The organism is Exiguobacterium sp. AT1b (assembly GCF_000023045.1).
Lineage (GTDB): Bacteria > Bacillota > Bacilli > Exiguobacteriales > Exiguobacteriaceae > Exiguobacterium.
Genome location: NC_012673.1, coordinates 572071 through 595102, shown reverse-complemented (window position 1 = coordinate 595102; position 23032 = coordinate 572071). Strand labels below are relative to the sequence as shown.

Annotated in this window: 21 protein-coding genes; 15 read left to right on the top strand and 6 right to left on the bottom strand. The window is 48.1% G+C overall.

The genetic code is table 11. The features are described 5' to 3' along the window. On the top strand, nt 1-2376 hold the full coding sequence (gene pheT, locus EAT1B_RS03195; RefSeq protein ID WP_012726690.1) for a phenylalanine--tRNA ligase subunit beta: 2376 nt from the start codon (nt 1-3) through the stop codon (nt 2374-2376). A gap of 41 nt (nt 2377-2417) precedes the next feature. Here pheT and EAT1B_RS03190 read toward each other — a convergent pair whose 3' ends face one another. The 3 genes from EAT1B_RS03190 to rnhC all read right to left on the bottom strand — a co-directional run bounded on the left by EAT1B_RS03190 (nt 2418) and on the right by rnhC (nt 5540). Beyond that, on the bottom strand, nt 2418-3440 hold the full coding sequence (locus EAT1B_RS03190) for a PTS transporter subunit IIC (protein ID WP_041917916.1): 1023 nt from the start codon (nt 3438-3440) through the stop codon (nt 2418-2420). Between the two features lie 301 nt (nt 3441-3741). Then, the gene (locus tag EAT1B_RS03185; RefSeq protein WP_012726688.1) at nt 3742-4554 is read right to left on the bottom strand and encodes an alpha/beta fold hydrolase; all 813 of its coding nucleotides are present in this window, start codon (nt 4552-4554) and stop codon (nt 3742-3744) included. A gap of 71 nt (nt 4555-4625) precedes the next feature. Next, nucleotides 4626-5540, bottom strand: a complete 915-nt coding sequence (rnhC, locus tag EAT1B_RS03180) for a ribonuclease HIII (protein WP_041918058.1) — start codon at nt 5538-5540, stop codon at nt 4626-4628. Between the two features lie 119 nt (nt 5541-5659). Between rnhC and EAT1B_RS03175 the strand changes: the two genes are divergently transcribed. Genes EAT1B_RS03175 through EAT1B_RS03165 form a run of 3 tightly spaced genes read left to right on the top strand, consistent with a single transcriptional unit; the run spans nt 5660 to nt 8103 of the window. Further along, complete coding sequence (locus EAT1B_RS03175; RefSeq protein WP_012726686.1) at nt 5660-6058, top strand: hypothetical protein; 399 nt, start codon at nt 5660-5662, stop codon at nt 6056-6058. Continuing rightward, nucleotides 6058-6579, top strand: coding sequence for an NfeD family protein (locus EAT1B_RS03170; RefSeq protein ID WP_012726685.1), 522 nt, complete (start codon nt 6058-6060; stop codon nt 6577-6579). The genes EAT1B_RS03175 and EAT1B_RS03170 overlap by 1 nt, the downstream gene beginning before the upstream one ends. A 3-nt stretch (nt 6580-6582) precedes the next feature. Beyond that, nucleotides 6583-8103 (top strand): flotillin family protein, encoded by a 1521-nt coding sequence (locus tag EAT1B_RS03165; RefSeq protein ID WP_012726684.1) that lies wholly within the window; start codon nt 6583-6585, stop codon nt 8101-8103. Nucleotides 8104-8154: 51 nt separating this feature from the next. Here EAT1B_RS03165 and EAT1B_RS03160 read toward each other — a convergent pair whose 3' ends face one another. Further along, a complete protein-coding gene (locus tag EAT1B_RS03160; protein WP_012726683.1) occupies nt 8155-8424 on the bottom strand; it encodes a hypothetical protein in 270 nt (89 codons plus the stop codon). A 207-nt stretch (nt 8425-8631) separates the two neighbouring features. Between EAT1B_RS03160 and EAT1B_RS03155 the strand changes: the two genes are divergently transcribed. From EAT1B_RS03155 to EAT1B_RS03140, 4 genes are all read left to right on the top strand, one after another. Then, nucleotides 8632-9603 (top strand): BMP family protein, encoded by a 972-nt coding sequence (locus tag EAT1B_RS03155; RefSeq protein WP_012726682.1) that lies wholly within the window; start codon nt 8632-8634, stop codon nt 9601-9603. Next, nucleotides 9600-11243, top strand: a complete 1644-nt coding sequence (locus EAT1B_RS03150) for a methyl-accepting chemotaxis protein (RefSeq protein WP_012726681.1) — start codon at nt 9600-9602, stop codon at nt 11241-11243. The genes EAT1B_RS03155 and EAT1B_RS03150 overlap by 4 nt, the downstream gene beginning before the upstream one ends. A 232-nt stretch (nt 11244-11475) precedes the next feature. Further along, nucleotides 11476-12051, top strand: a complete 576-nt coding sequence (locus EAT1B_RS03145) for a helix-hairpin-helix domain-containing protein (RefSeq protein ID WP_012726680.1) — start codon at nt 11476-11478, stop codon at nt 12049-12051. 1 nt (nt 12052) lies between these two features. Then, complete coding sequence (locus tag EAT1B_RS03140) at nt 12053-14170, top strand: DNA internalization-related competence protein ComEC/Rec2 (RefSeq protein ID WP_012726679.1); 2118 nt, start codon at nt 12053-12055, stop codon at nt 14168-14170. Nucleotides 14171-14231: 61 nt separating this feature from the next. Here the strand turns inward: EAT1B_RS03140 and EAT1B_RS15735 are convergent, their stop codons facing one another. Next, nucleotides 14232-14396 (bottom strand): YqzM family protein, encoded by a 165-nt coding sequence (locus EAT1B_RS15735; RefSeq protein WP_012726678.1) that lies wholly within the window; start codon nt 14394-14396, stop codon nt 14232-14234. A gap of 90 nt (nt 14397-14486) precedes the next feature. Here EAT1B_RS15735 and holA point away from each other — a divergent pair, with 90 nt between their 5' ends. Continuing rightward, nucleotides 14487-15497: a DNA polymerase III subunit delta gene (gene holA, locus EAT1B_RS03130; protein ID WP_237708269.1), complete on the top strand. Its 1011-nt coding sequence runs from the start codon at nt 14487-14489 to the stop codon at nt 15495-15497. A 9-nt stretch (nt 15498-15506) separates the two neighbouring features. Beyond that, a complete protein-coding gene (locus EAT1B_RS03125) occupies nt 15507-15944 on the top strand; it encodes a GNAT family N-acetyltransferase (protein WP_012726676.1) in 438 nt (145 codons plus the stop codon). Between the two features lie 27 nt (nt 15945-15971). Here the strand turns inward: EAT1B_RS03125 and rpsT are convergent, their stop codons facing one another. Further along, nucleotides 15972-16232, bottom strand: a complete 261-nt coding sequence (rpsT, locus tag EAT1B_RS03120) for a 30S ribosomal protein S20 (protein WP_012726675.1) — start codon at nt 16230-16232, stop codon at nt 15972-15974. A 219-nt stretch (nt 16233-16451) separates the two neighbouring features. On the opposite strand from rpsT, the gene lepA reads away from it, so the two are divergent. From lepA to hemW, 5 genes are all read left to right on the top strand, one after another. After that, a complete protein-coding gene (gene lepA, locus EAT1B_RS03115) occupies nt 16452-18275 on the top strand; it encodes a translation elongation factor 4 (protein ID WP_012726674.1) in 1824 nt (607 codons plus the stop codon). Between the two features lie 114 nt (nt 18276-18389). Then, on the top strand, nt 18390-19460 hold the full coding sequence (gene serC, locus EAT1B_RS03110; protein ID WP_012726673.1) for a 3-phosphoserine/phosphohydroxythreonine transaminase: 1071 nt from the start codon (nt 18390-18392) through the stop codon (nt 19458-19460). Then, entirely contained in the window at nt 19438-20601 is a 1164-nt protein-coding gene (locus EAT1B_RS03105) for a phosphoglycerate dehydrogenase (protein ID WP_012726672.1), read from the top strand. The genes serC and EAT1B_RS03105 overlap by 23 nt, the downstream gene beginning before the upstream one ends. A gap of 11 nt (nt 20602-20612) precedes the next feature. Further along, nucleotides 20613-21794, top strand: a complete 1182-nt coding sequence (locus EAT1B_RS03100; protein ID WP_012726671.1) for a DUF1015 domain-containing protein — start codon at nt 20613-20615, stop codon at nt 21792-21794. A 67-nt stretch (nt 21795-21861) separates the two neighbouring features. Next, on the top strand, nt 21862-23016 hold the full coding sequence (hemW, locus tag EAT1B_RS03095) for a radical SAM family heme chaperone HemW (protein WP_012726670.1): 1155 nt from the start codon (nt 21862-21864) through the stop codon (nt 23014-23016). Nucleotides 23017-23032 lie beyond the last annotated feature (16 nt).

Below are 23032 nucleotides of genomic sequence, written 5' to 3'. Positions count from 1 at the left end.
ATGTTACTTTCAAAAAAATGGTTGAATCAATATATTGATGTATCCGATTTAAGCGGCGAAGCGCTCGGTGACTTGATTACGAAGAACGGAATCGAAGTCGAAAGTGTGACAAATCGTGGGGAAGGACTTTCTGGGATCGTCGTCGGTCGGGTCCTTTCATGTGAGAAACATCCGGAAGCGGATAAGTTAAACGTGACGAAAGTGGACATCGGAGAATGTGACCCTGTTCAAATCGTCTGTGGCGCACCGAACGTGCGCGAAGGGCAACATGTGATTGTGGCCAAAGTTGGCGCACGCTTACCAGGACTTAAAATCAAAAAAGCAAAACTTCGTGGTGTCGAATCACAAGGGATGATTTGTTCACTCGAAGAGCTCGGCTTTGAGAAAAAACAAATTCGGGAAGACGAGCAAGATGGAATCCACACATTCCGTGAATCCGTACAAGTTGGTGCAGATGTGCTCGATTTACTCGACTTGAACGATGAAGTCATCGAACTCGGCTTGACTCCGAACCGTTCAGATTGCTTGAGCCTCTATGGAATCATTCATGAGGTTGCGGCCATCTTAGAGCGTCCATACACGTTGCCGACGGCAGATGTCACGTCATCATCACCATCGGAGGTGTCTATCGAACTTGCGACACCGAACTGTTCATATTACGCAGCTCGTGAAGTCAAAGGGGTAACGATTGCAGAATCGCCACAATGGCTAAAGAATATCTTGATCGCAGAAGGTGTCCGTCCAATCAACAACATTGTCGACGTGACGAACTACGTCATGCTTGAAATCGGACAACCGCTTCACGCATTCGATGCGAAGAAACTCGGCAACTCGATTGTGGTCCGTCAAGCCGAAAATGGAGAAGAAATGGTCACACTCGACGACGTGACGCGCACGCTCGATTCATCGATGATGGTCATCACAGACGGACAAGCTCCAGTCGCCATCGCAGGCGTCATGGGTGGTGCCAATACAGAGGTAGATCTTTCAACGACAGATATCATTTTAGAGTCAGCGTACTTTGATCCGGCATCCGTACGGAAGACGAGCCGTACGCTCGGTCTCCGTTCAGATTCAAGCGCTCGTTTCGAAAAAGGCGTTGACCCAGAACGTGTCATGCTCGCGCTCGATCGCGCCGCGCAACTGATTGTCGATCTCGGTGGAGGAGCCATTCATGATGCGGTGCGTTCAGGTGAAGCCGAATCACGTGCCCGAGAAATCCAAGTGTCGATTGACTATATCAACAAGCGCTTAGGGATGACACTCGATCGTCAGACAATCGTTCACATCCTGGAGCGTCTCGGTCTTGCGACAGAAGGGGATGATGTGCTGACCGTACACATTCCATCGCGCCGTCCGGACTTAGAGCTTCCGGCTGATATCACAGAAGAAGTGGCACGTCTATACGGATATGATAGTCTCCCGTCGACGTTACCTGCCTCTCAAATGAAAGGCTATTTGCCAGCAATCAACGTATTGCGCAGGCAGACACGTCGCTTGTTGCAAGGAGTCGGCTTATCACAAGCCATTACCTACTCGTTAACGAGTGAGGCACATGCGACACGTTTCGGTGGAGAAACCGATCAGCTCGTTCGATTGGCGATGCCGATGAGTGAAGAACGTTCTGTCCTTCGTACGTCGCTCGTCCCTGGGTTGTTAGAGGCGGCACGTTACAACACGGCGCGTCAACAATCGAACGTCGCACTTTACGAAACAGGACGCGTCTATACGGAGCACGGAGAAACGTTACCACGTGAGAAAGAACGGGTGGCTGGTGTCGTCACAGGTCTATGGATGGATCATCGTTCGCAAGGGACACGGATCCCGGTCGACTATTTCGTCGCAAAAGGGATTGTCGACACGTTAGTCCAAACGCTTCGACTAGATGTCACGTATGAGGCCGTATCGATGCCTGATATGCATCCTGGTCGTACGGCAAACATCTTGATGGACGGAGAGGTCATCGGATATGTCGGACAAGTGCATCCAGGAACATCGAAAGACGTCTACGGTATGAAGGAAGTGTATGTATTCGAACTCGACCTCTTGGCACTTCGTGGAGACGAGACACTTCTTTATCAAGACGTACCACGTTATCCATCGATTTCACGAGATTTGGCACTCGTCTTATCACGTGAGATTCCGGCTGGGACAGTGGAACAAACGATCCGCCAAGCGGCTGGTCCACTCTTGATTGACCTCGTCTTGTTTGACGTCTATACAGGGGAGAATGTTGGAGCGGATGAGAAATCGATTGCCTTCTCACTCAAGTTCCAAGACCCGTCACGAACGTTACAAGATGAAGAAGTAACGGCAGCATATGAAACAATTGTCGAGGCGGTCCGTGCGACACACGGCGCTGAACTTCGAGCGTAAAAAATATGGAGCGTTGTCCACCTGTGACAACGCTCCTTTTATTATTGAATCTCGAGTGCGAGATCACCGAACTTGGTCCATCCGACAAGACTCGTCACACGATAGAGGGCCCACGTAATGAGGGCAGGGAGTACGACGCCGGTCATCGTGAAGATGAGAAAGGCATCCAACCCTTGGACCGCTAAAATCTGAAGCGGGGCAATCAAGGAGTTGAGCCCGAGACCCGCAATTTCATATGGGACTTGGAGTGAGAACATCAAAGTAGCAATCGGTGCGGAAATCATCGCGGCGATAAACGGTGGGACGACGATTCGCGGATTTTTGATGATATTCGGAAACTGCACTTTCGGTGTGACGAAGAATGAGGCGACCAATCCACCTGGGTCGGTTTGACGATATGCCATTAAGGTAAATCCAACAAATTGAGCAGAGCAACCAATCAAGGCAGCGGCGCTGGCGACAGGGTCAAGTTGAAGCGCGATGGCGAGTGCGGCAGATGATGCAGGCGACATGAGCATGACACTGAAAACAAGTGCGATGACAAGAGATGTGGCAATCGGCGACGTTTCTACAGATGCAGTGATCCCTTGACTGATTGAGTTGATAAGAGGAGTCGTGACCGCAGCTGCAGCAACCCCAACGATTCCACCACCTAATACGGCTGTGACCGGAACGACCATCATATCAAACTTTGTTTTTCCGAGGACACGTTTTCCAAGCCAGACAGCAGCCGCCGCTGCGATCAGTGCGCTAATCGGTTGACCTGGAACGAGGACGAGTCCGCTTTCTGTTGCTTTTAAAGCTGCACCGCCAATGGTTGCGGCAATCATGGCGCTAAATAGGATGAGCGTGTTGCTTCCAAGTTGAAACGCGACGCCAGCGCCTAAAGCGGGTGCCAATAGTGATTTGGCGACTTGTCCAATCTGTACGAGCATCGCGATTCCGGTCAAATTACCAATCGTCTCAATCAATAAACCGACACCGAGCGTGACGAGAACGGCGTTTGCCATCCCTGCTGAAATTTTTACCATTCGATCCATCATATACTGCTTCACTTCCATCATCTCCTCTATGTCTTTGTGTCAATAAAAAAAACCTATCCATCAAGGATAGGCGCGGTTTCAATCTACAGGCGCCTGTCCGATTACCACGGGAACAAGGGCCTGAAAAGTCGTTTTTGAAAACAAAACGATTTCAGTCCCTCAGTCGAATAATAATCAGCAGGCTGTTCATATGTACGGGATTGGACATCTCGAGCATCTCCTCTTCGTTGGATTTGCTAAAGAATACCATCTATTTTTGTAATAATCAATATTTTCTGAAAATAAACATAAAAAAATTCAGGAAGCCCTGTGGCATCCTGAATTAGCTCATTTGTAGTGAACGTGCTTGAATCTGATCATCGATAAAATTCATCGATAACGCATTGAATTGATCGGGTTGGTCTACATTGACCACATGACCAGAGTCTGCAACGATTTCAACATTGGCTGTCGGCTGATGTTTCGCTGTCCGTTCGACAGCTTCAAGGAACATATAATCCTCATCACCCATAATATATAAAATCGGGACGTTCGTCTGAATCGAAGTGAACTGATTCAGTAAAGGATTAATATTTTCCGTCATTTTGAACCAACGGATAAACTCGCGTTGACATAAGTTCGCCGCATCGCGGACGAACATCATCCGAGACTTTTTGTGACGCTTCTTCGGGAGTAAAATCCATGCGAATAATTTATATAACCACATGTATGGGACAAAGTTTTGCACAAGACTACCAAGTCGGATGAGCATCGTGGAGCGGACATTGAATTTGACGATGGCTCCGCCGAGAACGACCGATGCGATTCGATCGGGATAGTGCTCAAACATCGCCTGAATCACAATCGTTCCTAAAGATAGACCGACCATGTGTCCTTTTTCGATACCTAAGTGATCCATGACTTCAATGACGTCCTTGGCGACGACATCAAATGTATAAGCGTTCAACGGTTGTTTGAGCGACTGTTCAGCATCGTATGAACCGCCATGACCGCGTAAATCGACGAGCAGGACATTATATTTTTTACGGAAGGGACGAAGTTGACGATACCAATGTGATAAACTTCCTCCGGCCCCGTGTATGAAGATGACCCAAGGATGGTCATCACTAATCGTGTAGGTTTTATAATGCAACATGAACGCTATCCTCCAAAAATTTTAAGTTCATTTAACCATAAAATGAGTATATCATACTTGATGTCGAAGCTCTACAAACGACGTTCATTCAAGTTGAGGGCTTTCTTTGTATTCGCAAAATGGACTTTAGCAATCTTTTGTAAATAATCCTGACCATGACGTCGGATAATTTGAGCGGCGACTTGGTCGACTTTGGCCCCTGCACCTTTTGGAAGGGTCAATCCTGCTTGTTTACTTAGTTTGTCCATTTCTTTTAAGAAGAAAGCGCGAGCTAAAATGGATGCAGCTGCGACGGCGACATGAAGTCCTTCGGCTTTTGTGGAAAAGTAGACATCGTCGCGCACGATATCGCGTTCTGCCCGCAAATGTTGATAATAGACCGACTTCTCTGCGAACTGATCGATGAGAATGGCATCGGGTTTTTGTCCGAGTTTCTCAAGCAACGCTCGAAGCGCAGCATTATGGGCGATGGCAGTCATTTTACCTTGTGTCATCGTACGTTGCATGTTGTTGTATGTTGGATTATGCAGTGTCGCTTTTTGATAAGGAATCGTAGCGTGTAAATCCTTCGCAATCCGGATGATTTCAGGGTCGGATAACTGTTTTGAATCTTTCACGCCGAGTTCTTTGACGAGTGCGATTTGATCGCGTGAGACAAAAGCCGCTACGACGACGAGTGGTCCAAAATAGTCCCCTTTTCCGACCTCGTCGCTTCCAACGACAGACCAACTTGAAAATCCTTCAGGTAGGACGGTGTTCGGTGTGGATGCTTGTTTCTTCTCGGCGGGTGTTCCCCATTTCACTGCCTCGGTCTCGGCATCTTTTCCTTGGAACATCACTTTCCCTGATTGATAAATCGTTACGACAAATCCTGGTGTCTTGGCGCTGAATGTCGCATATGGTGGTGGCGCGACTGCATACTCATGGTACATCTTTTTTAGTTTTTCTTGTGATGCGGTTGATAGCTTGATGACTTGGTTGCCCAACATGAGCACTTCCTTTCTGTCTGGCAAATTCATTTTACATTTTTTTATGAATTTTTGAAACCGAAGATGAGGTTTTATCGTATAGGGAGGTGAGTAGAGAAAAGTGAGGTGAGGTGGACGTGTGGTGGCGCGATGACACGCAACAAGATGAGGTAGAGGAATTATATAAGCACATTCTCGAACTCGAGGCGAGAATTGCTAAATTAGTAGCTCATCAAGTGAGAGTGCGTCGGCTACTGATGCAAGATTCTTCTGAGGGCGTGACGGATCAAGTCGTTCAAGTTCAAAAAGAAGTGGAATATTTTTTAAACAGGATGCGGCTCGAACGACAAGAACTTGTCGACCTATACAATCGGCGACGGATTGAACGTTCCATCGGGCGAGTTCGAGAAGTGAACGACTTATCCACTTCATCACTGTCGGAGTGGGATGAGATTGAAGATCGGCTTGCATTAGAAGTCGAACAACTTCGACGTGTACTGATGATGGAACAAAAACGTCGACAGGAGGGGTGGTAATGGAGGCAATCGATCAACTGTATTGGTGGGTGTTGATCATCGCTGGTCTTGGAACCTTTATTTACATGATGTTCTCCGATGCGTTCGAAATGTTCGAGGGTTGGTTTAACCCTGCAGTCATCTTATCTTTCTTAGCACTAGGGGCAGGAATTGGGCTTATCTTAAACGCATTGGCTCACGTTTCCCCGATGATTGGGCTCGCTGTCGCATTGGTCGGGTCTCTTGCTCTGACGACGCTTCTCTATTTGTTTGTTCTCTTACCGCTCTCAAATGCGGAAGAATCCATTGGTTTGACGGATGAGGCATTAGTTGGACGTGTCGGACGATTGACCGTGCCCATTCCTGAAGGCGGGTATGGCGAAGTTTTGATTGAGACAGTAACGGGCTCGCTTTTAAAGACGGCTCAAAGCTTAGACGGTACATCGATTTCGACAGATTATCGGGTAGTCATCATTGAAGTAAAAGGCAATATCGCAATCGTCATGCCATATGACGAACCTACAATTCGAGAGGAGATATAACACATGAATACGGCTATCTTAGTCAGCATCATCGTCGGGGTCATCATCCTCGCACTTGTGTTTGTATTCGTATTAAAATATCGCACAGTCGGACCAGATGAGGCACTGATTGTGACAGGTAGTTATTTAGGCAAGAAAAATGTACATAGCGATACATCCGGTAACCGCGTTAAAATCATTCGCGGTGGCGGGACGTTCGTCTTCCCGGTATTCCAACAAGCGGAACCTCTCAGCCTGCTCTCAAGCAAATTAGAGGTCACAACGCCTGAAGTCTATACAGAGCAGGGTGTCCCGGTCATGGCGGACGGAACAGCCATCATTAAAATTGGTGGATCAATCAGTGAAATCGCGACAGCGGCTGAGCAGTTCCTCGGAAAACCGAAGATTGAACGAGAAAACGAAGCGAAAGAAGTGTTAGAAGGTCATTTGCGCTCGATTTTAGGTTCCATGACCGTTGAAGAGATTTATAAGAACCGTGACAAGTTCTCGCAAGAAGTTCAACGAGTCGCATCACAAGACTTGGCGAAGATGGGATTAGTCATCGTGTCATTCACCATCAAAGACGTTCGAGATAAGAATGGATACCTAGAATCGTTAGGGAAGCCGCGTATCGCCCAAGTGAAGCGTGATGCTGATATCGCGACTGCGGAAGCGGATAAAGAGACGCGCATCAAACAGGCGGAAGCGATGAAAGATGCGAAGAAGGCCGAACTTGAGCGTGCCTCTGAAATCGCGGAAGCTGAGAAAGAGAACCAACTCCGAATCGCGGCTTATCGCCGTGAGCAAGATGTTGCCAAAGCCCGGGCCGACCAAGCGTATGAGCTTGAGGAAGCGCGTGCGAAACAAGAAGTCACCGAGCAACAGATGCAAGTTCAAATCATCGAGCGTCAAAAGCAAATTGAGCTCGAAGAGAAAGAGATTATGCGTCGTGAGAAACAATACGATTCAGAAGTGAAGAAAAAAGCCGATGCGGATCGATACTCGATTGAACAGTCTGCCGCCGCGGATAAAGCACGTCAAATCGCAATTGCGGATGCAGAGAAGTATCGTATTGAAGCACAGGCGAAAGCCGATGCGGAACGCGTACGTTTGGCAGGTCTTGCAGAAGCGGATTCTGAACGTGCGAAAGGTGAGGCGGAAGCGGAAATTATCCGTTTGACCGGTCTTGCAGAAGCCGAAGCGAAAGAGAAGATTGCCGAAGCCTTCGCGCAATACGGACAAGCGGCGATTCTCGATATGGTCGTCAAAATGCTTCCTGATTATGCGAAAGAAATTGCATCGCCACTCGGTAACATCGATCAGATCACGGTCGTGGACACGGGGAGCGGACAAAACGGTGGCGCTGGTAAAGTGACAGGTTACGCAACCGACCTCATGGCATCGCTTCAACAAACATTAAAAGCTTCTTCGGGTATCGATATGAAAGACTTACTCGAGAACTTTGCCGGGAAAGGGAACGTTGCGAAAGCCCCAACACCGGAGCGTGAATTAGCGGATACAACGGTTGCTGCTTCAAAGGAATAACCGACACGAGCCATAGACACCGTCTATGGCTCTGTTTTTGCACATGATTGACTAGTATGAAATCACTTCTGCTGCTTTTAGGACGGAAATAAAATAATATAACGTCGGCACGAGCGTGATGAATAGACCGAACCATTTCGTTCGCGGTCTGAACTGTAAAATAAATCCGACCGTCCATAATACAAACCAAAGCATGAAATACCAACGATGTTGTGGGGTATCTGTTTCTGCTATACCAGGACCGCTCAACCAAAGTGATAATAAGAGAACAAATAATCCTGATATGACGTTCCAACTATGTCGAATTATCTTTTCAATCATTCCGTTAATCTTCCTTTCGGATCTGACATCATAGTCATTCATCATGTATATTCAATGATTAGAAAAAAATCCCTTTTGAAACATCTAACACTCTCAGATGTCCCCGACATTTTATTACCATAACTTTTAAAAAAAATCATGGAGAACAATGCCTTCTCGGTCGATATAAGGGTTGTCAGACCATTAGAGAGAGGGAGTATTGAATACATGAAGAAAAGCATAATGCTCAGTACAATCACAGCTTGTACCCTTTGGTTGTCCGGTTGTCAGTCGGTTATCGACGATCCGAATACCACTGTAGAAGAACGACAGACGATGGGGGTCGTCCTATCTGACGTTGGTCTCGGGGACCAATCGTTCAGTGACGCAGCCATGCGCGGGATGGGTGAGCTACGTGAGACGGGTGATTGGTTCGTTGATTATCGTGAACTATCCGAAACGGAGACGTACAGGGTTGGCTTTGAAGAATTGGTAGAAGAGGGACATGATGTGATCGTCGGTCTCGGTTTTGCGTGTCAAGAAGACTTAGAGGCCGTTGCGGCTGAACATCCGGAACAGCAATTCGCTTTGATCGATGGTGTGTCTGAACTTCCGAACGTCTTGAATATTACGTTTGAAGAAGGCGAGGGCAGTACGCTTGCTGGCGCGGTGGCTGGTCTTGAAACAGAGTCCGATACCATTGGGTTTATCGGAGGAATGGATATTGAACTCATTCAGAAATTTGAAGCAGGATTTGAACGTGGCGCTAAGGCAGTGAACGAGGACGTCGAGATGCTCGTTGACTTCTCGAATGATTTTGCTTCGCCGGAGCTCGGTCGTGAACTCGCTGAGAAACAAATTAAAGCGGGCGCAGATGTTCTTTATGCTGCAGCAGGACTGACAGGGGTCGGTGTACTTGAGACGGCTGAAAAATACGGCGTCAAGGCAATCGGGGTCGATAGTGATCAATCGATGATTGCACCAGATGCGGTTGTGACGTCGATGTTGAAACAAGTCGATTTGGCGATTGTAGAAATCGCGGGTCGTGTGACTGAAAAACCATTTAATGAACACGTCATCCTTGGAATTGAAGAGGGCGGCGTCGGCTTGGCTCCGCTTCGTCGCATTCAATGGGATGAGAAAGAAACATCAGAGTATGAATCGGTAGAACGTCAGTTGAAGGAGGGGACACTTAAATGAGTTTACGTAAACGTTTTATCTTCTCAACCGTCTTCACCGTCGTCTTGATCGTACTGATGATGAGTTACGTCTTGTCGACGTTGAATCGCTTGCAAACGTATAACGAGCAGTATGGAAGTCAAATGATTGAATTGTCTCAACTTGAAACGTCACTCCTACAAGAACAATCCCTCTGGACGTCACTTGGTGAACAGTCGAACCAATCTACATTGACTCAATTAGAGCGCATCCGTGTGACGAACGCGGAAACGTTCGATGATTTAAAACAGTCTTATTTGATTCCGGCATTTTCAAATCATTTAGACCGTGCCACGATGAAGTACGAACAGGTGAACGAAGATGTCGAGTCGGCACTTGAAGGTGGTATCGGGGCTCGGATTCAGGCAGCAAAACTGGAAGGTTTGTTAAATGATATCAATACGTTGATTGCAAAGAACGGTTCATTCTATGAAGCGCTTCAAGTGGAGGCGGCAAATGAGACGGAACGTCTCTTGTTGATCTCGGTCCTCTTGACGATTCTCGTCATCCTAGCGCTCGGAATCTACAACTTCTTCTTTGCCCGTTCGATCACTCGACCACTCGAAAAAAATGTCAAGGTGGCCGAAGCGATTGCAGCCGGACGTCTCGTCACGTTGCCTGAGTCGACGCGCAATGATGAAATCGGACGTCTTGAACGTGCCATGCGTGACATGACGGCGTCTCTTCAGACGGTGATCGGGTCAATCCGAGTCACATCAATGAAAGTGAACGGGATGACCGAAACGGCCGCGGCCGAAAATGAAGCGGTCGTGAGTACGACATCTAACATCACGAACGCAGTTGATGAGATGGCACACGGAGCACAGTCGATTGCAAATGAGTTGCAAGAAACGCTCAGCTCAGTGCATACGATGGCGACTTCATTTGAGACGAGCTTGAACCAGACGAAACAAACGACGGAAGAAACGTCAGAAATGACACGTGAAGTAGCGGCTGGGATTGAAACATTAACGGACCAGGAGCACATTTTAGATCGCTCAAGCGAACGGAATGAAGTGCTTGTTTCGCGAATGGACCACTTTGCACGACAAACGGCTGAGATTGAGGCGATGGCGAAGCTTGTCGAAGACGTCGCGGCTCAAACGAATTTACTTGCCCTCAATGCGGCAATCGAGGCAGCCCGTGCGGGAGAAGCGGGACGAGGATTTGCTGTCGTAGCAAGTGAAGTGAAGAAGTTGGCGGAAGAGAGCAACAAGGCGACTCGCTCTATTTTCCACGTCGTCGAGACGATCCAGCAAGAAGTCGTCCGTTTGACGGAAACGGTGAATGAGTCAAAACGCGAGCAAGAGGCGCAATTAGAAGCGTTCGGATTGACGAAAGAAGCATTCAACCGAATCCATGAACGGACAGACCACGTCGCTTCGTTCGTACGCACGATCGAACAAGAGATGCGCACATCGAGTAACGAGGTAAACAACGTCTTGCGTCGGGTTGAAGAAGTATCTGGGGTGACGGAAGAGTTGGCCGCAGGAAACGAAGAAGTGGCAGCCTCGATGAAAGAACAGCAGGCAAGCTTCGATCAAATCTTTACATTGATGCAAGAGTTAGAAGGACAGGCAGCGGCACTCGCTGACCAGGTTCAGCATTTCGAAGAAGAATAATCGAACAGTGAACAGTAGGAACGGAGGCCACGTGATGGTCTCCGTTTTTTCCGTCATTCTATAACCTGTTCATAGAAATTGTGTCGATGAATATCGTTACATGTACGAGTGCGATATGGAACATGCAAACAAATCATTTCCTAAAGTCAAGATTGTGGGGAAGAACGAGACGTGTTTAGAAACACATGATTCGCCATACTGAACGTAACAGTCGAACAGGGTGGTGATCCGCTTGGAAAGATGGAAACAACTCGTCATCGGTCTCCTAGTCGTTCTTTTTTTAGGAGTGGGCTATTTGTTTTATCAAAAGGAACCGGAGCAACGAATGGTGGACGAATTCGTCATGGAACCTAATGAGGTCACGCCGACCACGTCCCCAGAACGTATGGAGCTCGTTGTGTATGTGACAGGTGCGGTTGAATCTCCGAACTTATATACCGTACCAGAAGGGGCGAGAGTGGGCGATGTGCTCTCTTTGGCAGTCCTGACAGATGAAGCTGACCCAGAGCAGTTGAACTTAGCACAGTTGTTAGTTGATGGAGTCAAAATCATCGTGCCGAAAAAAGGAGAAACACCGATTTCGCAAGACTCACCGAGTACCGAGGTCGAAACAAACGGTGTTCATGTCAACAGTGCGACGAAAGAGGAACTGATGACGGTTCCAGGAATTGGTCCAGCCAAAGCCGAGGCGATTTTAAATCATCTGAAAGCGAACGGTCCATTTAAAACATATGAAGCGCTAGGTGATGTGAAGGGGTTCGGCGAAAAGACATTAGAAAGTATGAAGCCATATTTATTGGTACCTTAAGATGCCGCTGTTTCCATTATTTGCGGTACTCATTGTAACTGGTCTGACAGAAGGATTCTATTTGGTCTCTGTGGTCGCTAGTGTCTTTTATCTGGTCACACGACGTGGGCAAGGCCTGTATGCGAAAGCCGGAGTGATTGGACTCATCTGTATCGCATCGTTCCATACGACCCCTACAGAATCGTTACCGTCAGACACGATTGCCTTCTCAATCGAAAATCGAAAAGAGAATGGGAAATCGGTAAGACTATACGGGAACGTAGACAATCTTCAGGGCGTCTTACGAGGACGCGAACTAAATCGCGGACGACCAGGAGAGACGTGCCTCGTGCAAATCGAAATAGAGGCGTTTCAACCGTTACGAAACACCGGGGGATTTGATGAACGGGCTTGGGCACGGAGTTCAAACGTATCCTTTAAAGGGAAGGTGAAGCGAATCGACACGTGTCGTCCGACGGCAGGGTGGGACGGTCGGATGCTACGTTGGAAAGAGCGAAAACTTCAGCAAATTGAGCATCGTCATCGTGCGGATGTCGCATTATATATGGAGGCATTGTTGTTCGGAGAGAGTCGAATGCTAGACGAACAGACCTCATTTTCTTATCGTGTGACGGGCCTTCTTCATCTTCTTGTGATTTCCGGTTCGCATATTGCTATGTTGATCGTGGCCATGCGCATATTGTTGCAGCCGATCCCTATTCGACGTGAAACGAAGACGGTACTGATGATCTTTAGTATTACGATGTTCGGATGGATGACTGGTTTTTCCCCACCTGTCGCAAGAGCTGTCGTCGTCGCAGATGCGATCCTCTTTCTCTCTCTTTTCGGTGTGACGATTCGAGACCCGATTCGGCTCTTGAGTTGGTGTGCGGCGGGCATGTTGGCCGTTCAACCGTTCCTTCTCACGAATCTGGGTTTCCAATTGACGGTCGGGATGACCTTCTTTTTGTTAGTCACGAGACAAATCTGGACAGGACTAATCGAGTTGTCCGTTATCGCACAGCTGTTTGGGCTGATTGTACTATGGCAAGTACAACCGGTTCTATCCGTCGCGGCACCGATATGGAATCTCGTGATGGCCATCTGTATCTCATGGATCATCATGCCACTCGCATTTGTCACATGGATGATTCCTTCGATTGCCCCGTTGTTCATGGTTGTCTTGGACGCGATTCATGGAATGTTCACTCTCCACGATGATTTACGACCTTGGCTTCCGTTGCACGATCTGGCGTTGCCGTCGCAAATCGCATTGTGGCTAGGGTTATGGGGGAGCTTGACGCTGATGAATCGAAAACGATGGATCGGATGGGGGGCGGCTATCATGACATGTGGGTTGATTGCGGGATGGTCAGAATGGTCGGAATCCTCCCGGGTGACCTTTTTGGATGTCGGGCAAGGTGATGCAATCGTCGTAGAATCGGGAAGAACGATTGGTGTCATTGATGTAGGGGGCGTATTTCAAGATCCAAACGAGCAAAAGCGAAGCACATTTGACCCGGGGGAAGATGTACTGGCCCCTTATTTATGGAAACGTGGGGAGCGTTCGCTTGATTTTGTCCTGTTGACCCATGCGGATCATGACCACATCGGCGGATTAGAGGGATTATTGAAGGTAGTGACGGTGGAAGAGCTTTGGATATCAAAAGAAGTGGCGAATGCTGAAAAACGAGAAGAACTGCTACACTTAGCAGCGGCCAATGATGTATCGGTCCATTATCTCGAGGCAGACGATTGGCCGACGCCATGGATGTGGATTGTGGCACCGAATCGCCCACACGAAGATGAAAATGATCATTCGATCAGCCTGTACATGAACGTAGGTGGCATGCGGTATCTATTGACAGGAGATTTGCCGATAGAAGGAGAAGCCGAGTTACCGACGCTTGACGTCGACGTATTTAAACTAGGGCATCACGGATCCGATACGTCGTCGGGAGAAGAGCTGCTTGAGCGAATCGATCCAGAATGGGTCATTGCGAGTGTCGGTTCGAACAATCGGTATGGACATCCGCACGAGGAGACGTTACGACGGGTTGTGGGGAAACGTCTATTACGAACCGATTTGAACGGGATGATTGTCTGTGAAGAGAACATGTGTCGGGGGATCATCGAGTAGCACGGCATAAAATGTGATACACTAAAAAACGATTGCTCCCCCGGGGCAATCGTTTGAACACTTATAGACTTAAGAACTTGATGATGACACCGATGAAGAAAATCGTGAAGAAAAAGCCAAATGGGACGATGAAGCCGATCGCAGAGTCGATGGCGTCATTACGTTTGCATTGAACGTCATTTTCAAACGGGTTTTCACTCGGTGGGCGTACTGAGTTGATTTGCATATTAGGTCCCTCCTTATCATACTTCCTTTATAAGTATAGCGAATCATGGGAAGATAATCTATGTTTAGATGAGAATAAATTGTGAAAGTGGTGTGTGTTTTGAATGAACCGTGGTTACATAATGGAAAACTGGCGAGCGTCTATGTTCTCCATGGCACCGAAAAATATTTGTTAGAGACGTGGGAACGTGAAATCGTGAAAGCGGCCAATCCATCCGGTGATCAATTTGATGTCATGCAATTAGATCTTCAAGAGACGTCACTCGATACGGCGCTTGATGAAGCGGAGACGGTCCCTTTCTTTAGTGAATATCGCACGGTTATCGTGAAAAATGCCCAGTTCTTAACGGGTGCGAAAGAGAAGCAAAAGCACAATGTCGACCGTCTGGCGGAATATGTCGTGCAACCGGCGACCTACTCGGTTCTTGTCTTGATCGTCGAGTCAGAAAAACTCGATGAGCGGAAGAAAATCGTGAAGCGTCTGAAAGAGCGTGCCATCGTCCTCGAAGCGAAAAAGCCGAGCCAAAACGAACTGATGCGATACGTGAACGATGCATTGAGTCGTGAACAACAAAAGATGGAGCGCTCTACGATGGAGCGTCTTTTATTCCTATGTCAGGATGATTGGGGAAAGTTGGTTCGCGAACTAGAGAAGCTACAGTTGTACGCGGGAACGGGTGCGACGATTCCGATTGAGATTGTGAATGATTTAGTTCCACGTACATTAGAAGATAACGTCTTTCAGCTCTCGGAGCTTCTCGTCAAACGACAAGCTGATGCAGCGCTTCGATTGGTTCGGGATTTAGAAAAACAAGGGCAAGAACTGATTGGGCTACTCGGGTTGCTTGCTCGGCAATATCGGAACATGTACCTGTCGAAACAGTTGACAGAGGCAGGCTATGGAGAGAAGCAAATCGCATCGAAAATCGGGGCCCACCCGTACACAATCAAATTGGCGACACAAGCGAGTCGCGGCTTTTCAGAGGCTCAGCTCGCACGTGCGTTGACATTGATTGCAGACGCGGACGAAGCCATGAAAACAGGACGAGGTGACAAACAGATCGTATTCGATACGCTCGTTTGTCAACTGGCCTTATTGTGAGGTGAGGGAATGGGATTCAAACAAGTGACGCTTCAAGACGTGATTCCACTCCGTCATGTTGTGCTCAGACCAGGAAAAGACGTTGAGACATGCTATTTTGAAGGGGATGAGGCGCCGACGACGCGACACTTCGCTTGGGTTGAAGGCGATCAAGTGCTGTCGGTCGCAACAGTCATGCTGTCCCCGAAACAAATCGAGGGTGTGAAGATTCCGCTCCAACTCCGTGGCATGGCGACGGATCCTCATGTTTCGGGACAAGGAATCGGCTCTCGATTTTTACAGGTACTCCATGATGAGCTAGGGAGTTCATGGTGGTGCAATGCGAGAGAAGTGGCTGTCCGTTTCTATGAGCGAAATGGACTTACACGAATCGGGGAGCCGTTCGACATCCCTGGGATTGGCCCACACTACGTCATGGTATACAAAAAAACAGCCGGCTCCGAATAGGAGGCGGCTGTTTCGTGTGATCTCTAATTAGAGAGCAGCGATACGAGCTGCGAGGCGTGATTTATCACGACCTGCTTTGTTTTTGTGGATAAGACCTTTTGATGCAGCCTTGTCGAGCTTCTTCGTAGCGAGAACGAAAGCTTCTTGAGCAGCTTCTTTGTTTCCTTCGAGTACGAGAGCATCAACACGTTTTACTGCTGTACGCATTGCCGCTTTCTCTTGTGAGTTCGCAACACGACGTTTTTCAGAAGTTTTTGCACGTTTGATTGCTGATTTGATGTTTGCCATTGTTTGTCACCTCCTGAAACAAGAAAGTGTATGTTCTTATTACTTCAAGTAATCATTCAACAGAACAAGCACAATTGTAGCAAACGGTTATATGAAAAGCAACCACTTGATGATTATTCTGAAAACTATCTGTGGTATTGTTGTAGTAGGTCGTACACATTACTTTAGGATTTTGATATAATGACACGGTATGCATGAGAAGGATAGGTGAACCCATATATGAACAAACAAGAATTAGAGAATCGTCAGAAGAAGATTCGCAACTTTTCCATCATCGCGCACATCGATCATGGAAAGTCGACGCTCGCTGACCGGATTCTTGAGAAGACTGGTGCACTCACGGCTCGTGAGATGAAAGAGCAGACGCTTGACGCGATGGACTTGGAGCGCGAGCGTGGAATTACAATCAAATTGAACGCCGTCAAATTGAACTATACGGCGAAAGACGGAGAAGAGTATATTCTTCACTTGATCGACACGCCAGGACACGTCGACTTCACATATGAAGTGTCACGTTCGCTTGCGGCATGTGAAGGTGCGATTCTCGTCGTCGATGCAGCGCAAGGAATTGAAGCGCAAACCCTTGCGAACGTTTATTTAGCACTCGATAACGACCTTGAAATCATTCCGGTCATCAATAAAATCGACTTGCCGTCAGCGGATGTCGAGCGGGTCCGTCAAGAGATTGAAGACGTCATCGGACTCGATGCGAGTGATGCGGTCCCGACTTCTGCAAAAGCGGGAATCGGGATTGAAGAGATTCTCGAACAAATCGTGGAACTTGTCCCTCCGCCGACAGGGGACCCGTCTGAACCATTGCAAGCTTTGATTTTTGACTCGTACTATGATGCCTACCGCGGTGTCGTCGCATCGATTCGTATCGTGAACGGTTCAGTCAAAGTAGGAGACAAAGTTCAAATGATGGCGACCGGCAAGACGTTCGAAGTGACGGACCTCGGTGTCTCGACGCCAAAACCGATCTCTGTTAAAGAATTGAACGTCGGAGACGTTGGTACGCTTTCTGCATCCATTAAAACAGTCGGAGATGTTCGCGTCGGGGATACGATCACACTTGCTAAAAACCCGGCAACGAGTCAGCTACCTGGTTATCGCAAGATGAACCCGATGGTGTACTGTGGTTTGTATCCGATTGATGCGGCTAAGTACAACGATCTTCGCGAGGCACTTGAGAAGCTTCAGCTCTCGGATGCCGCGCTCGAGTTTGAACCAGAGACATCGCAAGCGCTCGGTTTTGGTTTCCGTTGTGGATTCCTCGGCATGCTTCATATGGAAATCATTCAAGAGCGGATTGAACGTGAGTTTAACATCGACTTGATTACGACGGCACCATCGGTAATTTATCACGTGACGACGACTTCAGGCGAAGTGATTCACGTCGATAACCCATCGAAGATGCCAGAGCAACAAAAAGTCGATTCAATCGAAGAGCCATACGTCAAGGCGGCTGTCATGACACCAAACGACTACGTGGGTGCCATCATGGAACTTTGCCAGAAGAAACGCGGAACGTTCATCGATATGCAATACATCGATACGACTCGCGTCAAAATCACGTATGAGATCCCGCTCAGTGAAATCGTCTATGATTTCTTCGATCAGTTGAAATCGAGCACGAAAGGCTATGCGTCTCTCGATTATGAGTTGATCGGCTACCGTCAATCGCGCCTCGTGAAGATGGATATCTTGCTCAATAACGAAGTCGTCGATGCCCTCAGCTTCATCGTTCACCGTGACTTCGCGTACGAGCGTGGGAAGGTCATTGTTGAGAAGCTTAAGGCACTCATTCCACGGATGCAGTTCGAAGTTCCAGTCCAAGCGGCTGTCGGAACCAAAATCGTCGCACGTTCTACGATTAAAGCACTTCGTAAAAACGTTTTGGCTAAATGTTACGGAGGAGATATTTCACGTAAACGGAAACTCCTCGAGAAACAAAAAGAAGGTAAGAAGCGCATGAAGATGGTCGGGTCCGTCGAAGTCCCGCAAGAAGCGTTTATGTCTGTCCTCTCCATGGACGAAGAATAATGAGATTGAATCGCCCTGATTTTCGAATCAGGGCGATTTTGTATTTTAGGCAGGAAATGCCACTTCCTATAAGGAAGAGTACACCCTTAGACAGACTATAGAGGAGGAAACACCGTGTCGACGTATACATACTCTGCGGGTCCCGGCATGCTACCGACAGAAGTGATGCAAGAGATTCAACAACATCTTCTGACGTTTGAATATGAAGGCGTTTCGATTATCGAAACGAGTCATCGCTCCGCGTCTTTCCAACGTGTGGTCGACTCTCTTGAATGGAGACTGAGAAGACTCATGCATATCCCTGAGAATTATGCCGTACTTTGGCTACAGGGCGGGGCGACGTTACAATTTTCCATGATTCCGATGAATTTACGGAAACAGAATCGATTCGCTTATGTGGATACAGGCATTTGGTCTAAAAAAGCGATGGAAGATGCGAAACACTTTGGAGAGGTCGATGTCATTCATCCGTTGGTAGATGCGACGGGAGGGATGTCGTTTGAATCGAGCCTTGTCCAAGAGGTGGACTATCTCCATGTGACACTGAACAACACGATTGAAGGGACTCGATTTACACATATCCCTGAAATCGATGTTCCGTTGATTGCAGATGCTTCCTCGAATATTCTAGCCGAGCAGATCGATGTGGAGCGCTTCGGGGTGATCTATGCCGGAGCCCAGAAGAATATTGGACCTGCAGGACTGACGGTCGTCATCATCCGTCGAGATTTGATTCAGTCGCTTCAGTTGCCGAGTTATCTTCAATATGCATCACATGTCGATACGTTATTCAATACACCGTCGACGTTTAGTATGTATGCAGCCGAGCGTGTATTGAAGTGGGTGGAAGACTGCGGAGGCGTCGAAGCGATGGAACGATTGAATCGTCAAAAAAGTGACAGAATCTATTCCTATCTTGAAGAGTCGACCTGTTTTTCTCCAATTGTAACGGGGGAACGTCGTTCATTGACGAACATCCCATTTTCAACGGGAAATCAAGAGCTGGATCAGCGCTTTGAGCGATACGCGTTAGAACGTGGCTTGCTCGAACTCGGTGGACATCGTTCGGTAGGGGGCTTACGTGCAAGTCTATATAATGCGATGCCGCTAGAAGGGGCAGAACGCCTCGTCGACGTCATGAGAGCATTCGAGGAGGAGACCCATGTATCACATCAAAACATTTAATCAAATCGCTGCCGCTGGTCTGAAACGATTCGAGCCAAGCGAGTACGTCATCAATGCATCGGATCAAGCCGATGCTTGGGTACTGAGAAGTCATCAAGTCCATGAAGAGGACATCCCTCCCTATCTTCTCGCCATCGCCAGAGCTGGGGCCGGTGTCAACAACCTTCCGCTCGATCAACTTGCGAAACGAGGAATCGTCGCGTTTCATACACCTGGCGCGAATGCGAATGCGGTGAAAGAGCTCGTCCTTGCGAGTATGATCCTCTCAGTACGACCTATTGTGAAAGGTTTCAATTGGGTGAATGAACAGACTACCGCATCGCAATCTCAATTAGAAGAAGCGATGGAATTGCAAAAACGACAATTCCTCGGAGCGGAGTTGCGGGGTAAAAAAGTGGGGATTATCGGTCTAGGAGCCATCGGTGCGTCGCTAGCCAACGATCTTCTCCAACTCGGGGTCGATGTCATCGGATACGACCCTCATCTCTCGGTTGATGCCGCTTGGAATATTTCGAAACATGTCACGCGTGCCAAACATTTAAGTGAAGTACTGGGCAACGTTGATTTACTGTCGATCCATATGCCTTTGACTGAGGAGACTCGATTCAGCATCGACCGGAGTTGGTTTGAGCGGATGAAACCGGGGATGACTGTTTTGAACTTTGCGCGAGGAGAGCTCGTGAAAGATGATGACTTACTAAAGGCATTCCATCATCATGTGGGACTGTATGTGACCGACTTCCCCCGTCACACGCTGATCGGTCATCCGCAAGTCATGGCATTGCCTCACCTCGGTGCATCGACTAAAGAATCGGAAGTCAACTGTGCCATTCAAGCCGTGGAGACGCTGAAATTGTATCTCGAGACAGGGAATATTCGTTCGTCCGCTAATTTTCCGAACGTCGAGCTTCCATACACGGGTAAACGCCGTCTTGGGATTTTGCATCGAAACGTCCCGAACATGGTCGGTCAAATCACGGGAGAACTTGCCTCACATGGATTGAATATCGATAACATGGTCAATCGTAGCCGCGGGGAGATGGCGTATACGTTGATTGATTTAGACAACAGCGAGCATGAACCGTTATCGATTCATGCGCTGTATGAAATACAGGGCGTCATTCGCGTCCGGGAATTTTAAGGAGGATCCTTATGGTCGTATTTAAACCGTTCAGCCCTTATATGCCAACGCATCCGGAACGTGTCGCCGCAGACCCGTATGATGTCGTATCGATTGAAGAAGCGCAAGCCGTCATTTCAGAAAATCCCGATTCCTTTTTAGCAGTGGATAAGCCAGAAGCGCTTCAATCCGACCTTTCCCTTGAGAAGTGGGGGGAGCTGGCGCGTCATGAGCTAGAACGTCTCTATGAAAAGGAATTGACGGAACGTCCGAACGGATTTTACATCTATCGATTGACATCGGGACAACGTCAGCAAACGGGTCTAGTCGCCACCTTTTCAGTCGCGGATTATGAAGCCGGTCGCATCAAGATTCACGAACATACACGGGAAACGAAGGAGCGGGAACGTGTCGAGCATGTCCGGGCGACGCGAGCGCACACCGGTCCGATTCTACTCAGTCATCCTCCACATGCAAACTTGAAGCAAATCTTACATAAAGCGACTGACGGAGACCCGTTATTCTCGTTCACGGATGAACGAGGCGTCATGCATGAAGGATTCATGATTCCGAACCGTGAACTCGCTCGTGTCATGATGATTGGCGCGACCATCCCGTCGATCTACATTGCGGATGGACATCATCGTGCGAAAGCGGCAGCGGTCGTTTCCGGGATGAGTGGGGATCGTTCTCAAAAGAATGAACGTTCACACTTCTTAGGTGTCCTCTTCCCGAGTGACGAATTGACAATCTTGCCGTATCATCGCGTGCTGACAGCGATAAGTCCTGAAGAGGTAGAGAATATGTTAGACGGACTCTCGTTTTCATACATGATCAAGGAAGAGGAACGTCTTGTCCTGCCGAATGAACATGGCGTCTTCGGAGTCGCCTATCGAGGGAAGTATTATAAGTTGACGAAACGGCAAGAAGACCCGGCGCTCGACGTTACCATCTTACAGCGAGATATGCTTACGCCATACTTCAACGTTGAAGATATCCGTACGGATGCGAGAGTCGATTTTGTCGGTGGAAACAAGACGGTCGTTGAATTAGAGAAGCTGACTCAGGTGCCGGACCGATTGCTTTTCACCTGTCACGAAACGACGATGACACAACTGATGCGCGTGGCGGATGACGGTGGTCAGATGCCTCCAAAATCGACCTGGTTCGAGCCGAAATTGAAGAGTGGATTATTCATTCATCGATTCGATTGATGGCGCAGGCTGGAAAGAACAGACGAAAAGCGTTATAAATGGAATGAGAAGAAAGGGGTGGCCGAAATTGGCTAAAGCCGTATATCTTCACATTCCATTTTGTGAACATATTTGTTATTACTGTGATTTCAACAAGGTGTTTTTAAAAAATCAACCTGTTGATGATTATTTAGATGCATTAAAACGAGAGATGGTATTGACGCTCGAGGCGTTTCCGACAGAGCGGATTGATACCATCTTTATCGGAGGCGGGACACCGACTGCGCTCAATGAGGAGCAGATGGCGCGCCTGATGGACATGGTCCGCCAACACCTTCTGCCACTCGCGTCAGACGACTTAGAGTATTCTGTCGAAGCGAACCCGAACTTTGTGAGTGCGGAAAAACTCGACACGATGAAAGCAGGTGGCGTCAACCGACTTAGTTTCGGTGTCCAGACGTTTGATGATGGTGGACTTGAGCGCATCGGGCGGACGCATCGGGCGGATGATGTGTTCGAGACGGTAAGCGAAGCGGCAAAACGCTTTGACAATATCTCGATTGACCTGATGTTCGGTCTTCCGGAACAAACCCTTGAACAAATTGACCGTGATTTAGCGCTAGCGCTCCAATTACCGATTCAACATGTATCCTCTTATTCGTTGATCCTCGAGCCGCATACCGTCTTTGCGATTCAAGATCGAAAAGGGAAGCTCCGTTTACCGGGGGAAGATGTCGAAGTCGAAATGTACTTGAAAGTGATGGAGACGCTTGAACGCCATGGTCTCAAACAATATGAAATCTCCAACTATGGCTTGCCTGGTCGAGAGAGTCGTCACAATCAAGTGTACTGGCGCAATGAAGAGTATTATGGATTCGGAGCCGGAGCGCATAGTTATTTGAATGGGACACGTCGCGCCAATATCGCTCCAATTCCTCACTATATTAAAGCAGAAGGCATCCCTGTGAAACGGGTGACCGAACTAGAAGAAGTGGAAAAGATGGAAGAAGAGTTGTTCCTCGGCCTGCGTATGCGTTCCGGGGTCTCGCTTCAGACGTTTGAACAAAAGTACGGAGTGTCGCTCGATGATGTGTTCGGTCACGTCATCGAAGAGTTGGTGAAGAAGTCACTGATTGAACGGACGGACACACATATCCGTCTAACGGCATCCGGTTTGCCACTCGCCAATGAAGCCTTTGCAGCCTTTATTGGAGAAGCAAAACTTGAACATGCTGATTCATAAAAAAATGGACAAGTCC

Coding starts and splice junctions, on each gene's coding strand:
- EAT1B_RS03160 (WP_012726683.1), bottom strand. CDS start 8,424: ATGATTGAAAAGATAATTCGACATAGTTGGAACGTCATATCAGGATTA.
- EAT1B_RS03185 (WP_012726688.1), bottom strand. CDS start 4,554: ATGTTGCATTATAAAACCTACACGATTAGTGATGACCATCCTTGGGTC.
- EAT1B_RS03190 (WP_041917916.1), bottom strand. CDS start 3,440: ATGATGGAAGTGAAGCAGTATATGATGGATCGAATGGTAAAAATTTCA.
- EAT1B_RS03155 (WP_012726682.1), top strand. CDS start 8,632: ATGAAGAAAAGCATAATGCTCAGTACAATCACAGCTTGTACCCTTTGG.
- EAT1B_RS03150 (WP_012726681.1), top strand. CDS start 9,600: ATGAGTTTACGTAAACGTTTTATCTTCTCAACCGTCTTCACCGTCGTC.
- EAT1B_RS03100 (WP_012726671.1), top strand. CDS start 20,613: ATGGTCGTATTTAAACCGTTCAGCCCTTATATGCCAACGCATCCGGAA.
- lepA (WP_012726674.1), top strand. CDS start 16,452: ATGAACAAACAAGAATTAGAGAATCGTCAGAAGAAGATTCGCAACTTT.
- pheT (WP_012726690.1), top strand. CDS start 1: ATGTTACTTTCAAAAAAATGGTTGAATCAATATATTGATGTATCCGAT.
- EAT1B_RS03165 (WP_012726684.1), top strand. CDS start 6,583: ATGAATACGGCTATCTTAGTCAGCATCATCGTCGGGGTCATCATCCTC.
- rpsT (WP_012726675.1), bottom strand. CDS start 16,232: ATGGCAAACATCAAATCAGCAATCAAACGTGCAAAAACTTCTGAAAAA.
- EAT1B_RS03170 (WP_012726685.1), top strand. CDS start 6,058: ATGGAGGCAATCGATCAACTGTATTGGTGGGTGTTGATCATCGCTGGT.
- EAT1B_RS15735 (WP_012726678.1), bottom strand. CDS start 14,396: ATGCAAATCAACTCAGTACGCCCACCGAGTGAAAACCCGTTTGAAAAT.
- EAT1B_RS03140 (WP_012726679.1), top strand. CDS start 12,053: ATGCCGCTGTTTCCATTATTTGCGGTACTCATTGTAACTGGTCTGACA.
- EAT1B_RS03105 (WP_012726672.1), top strand. CDS start 19,438: ATGTATCACATCAAAACATTTAATCAAATCGCTGCCGCTGGTCTGAAA.
- EAT1B_RS03125 (WP_012726676.1), top strand. CDS start 15,507: ATGGGATTCAAACAAGTGACGCTTCAAGACGTGATTCCACTCCGTCAT.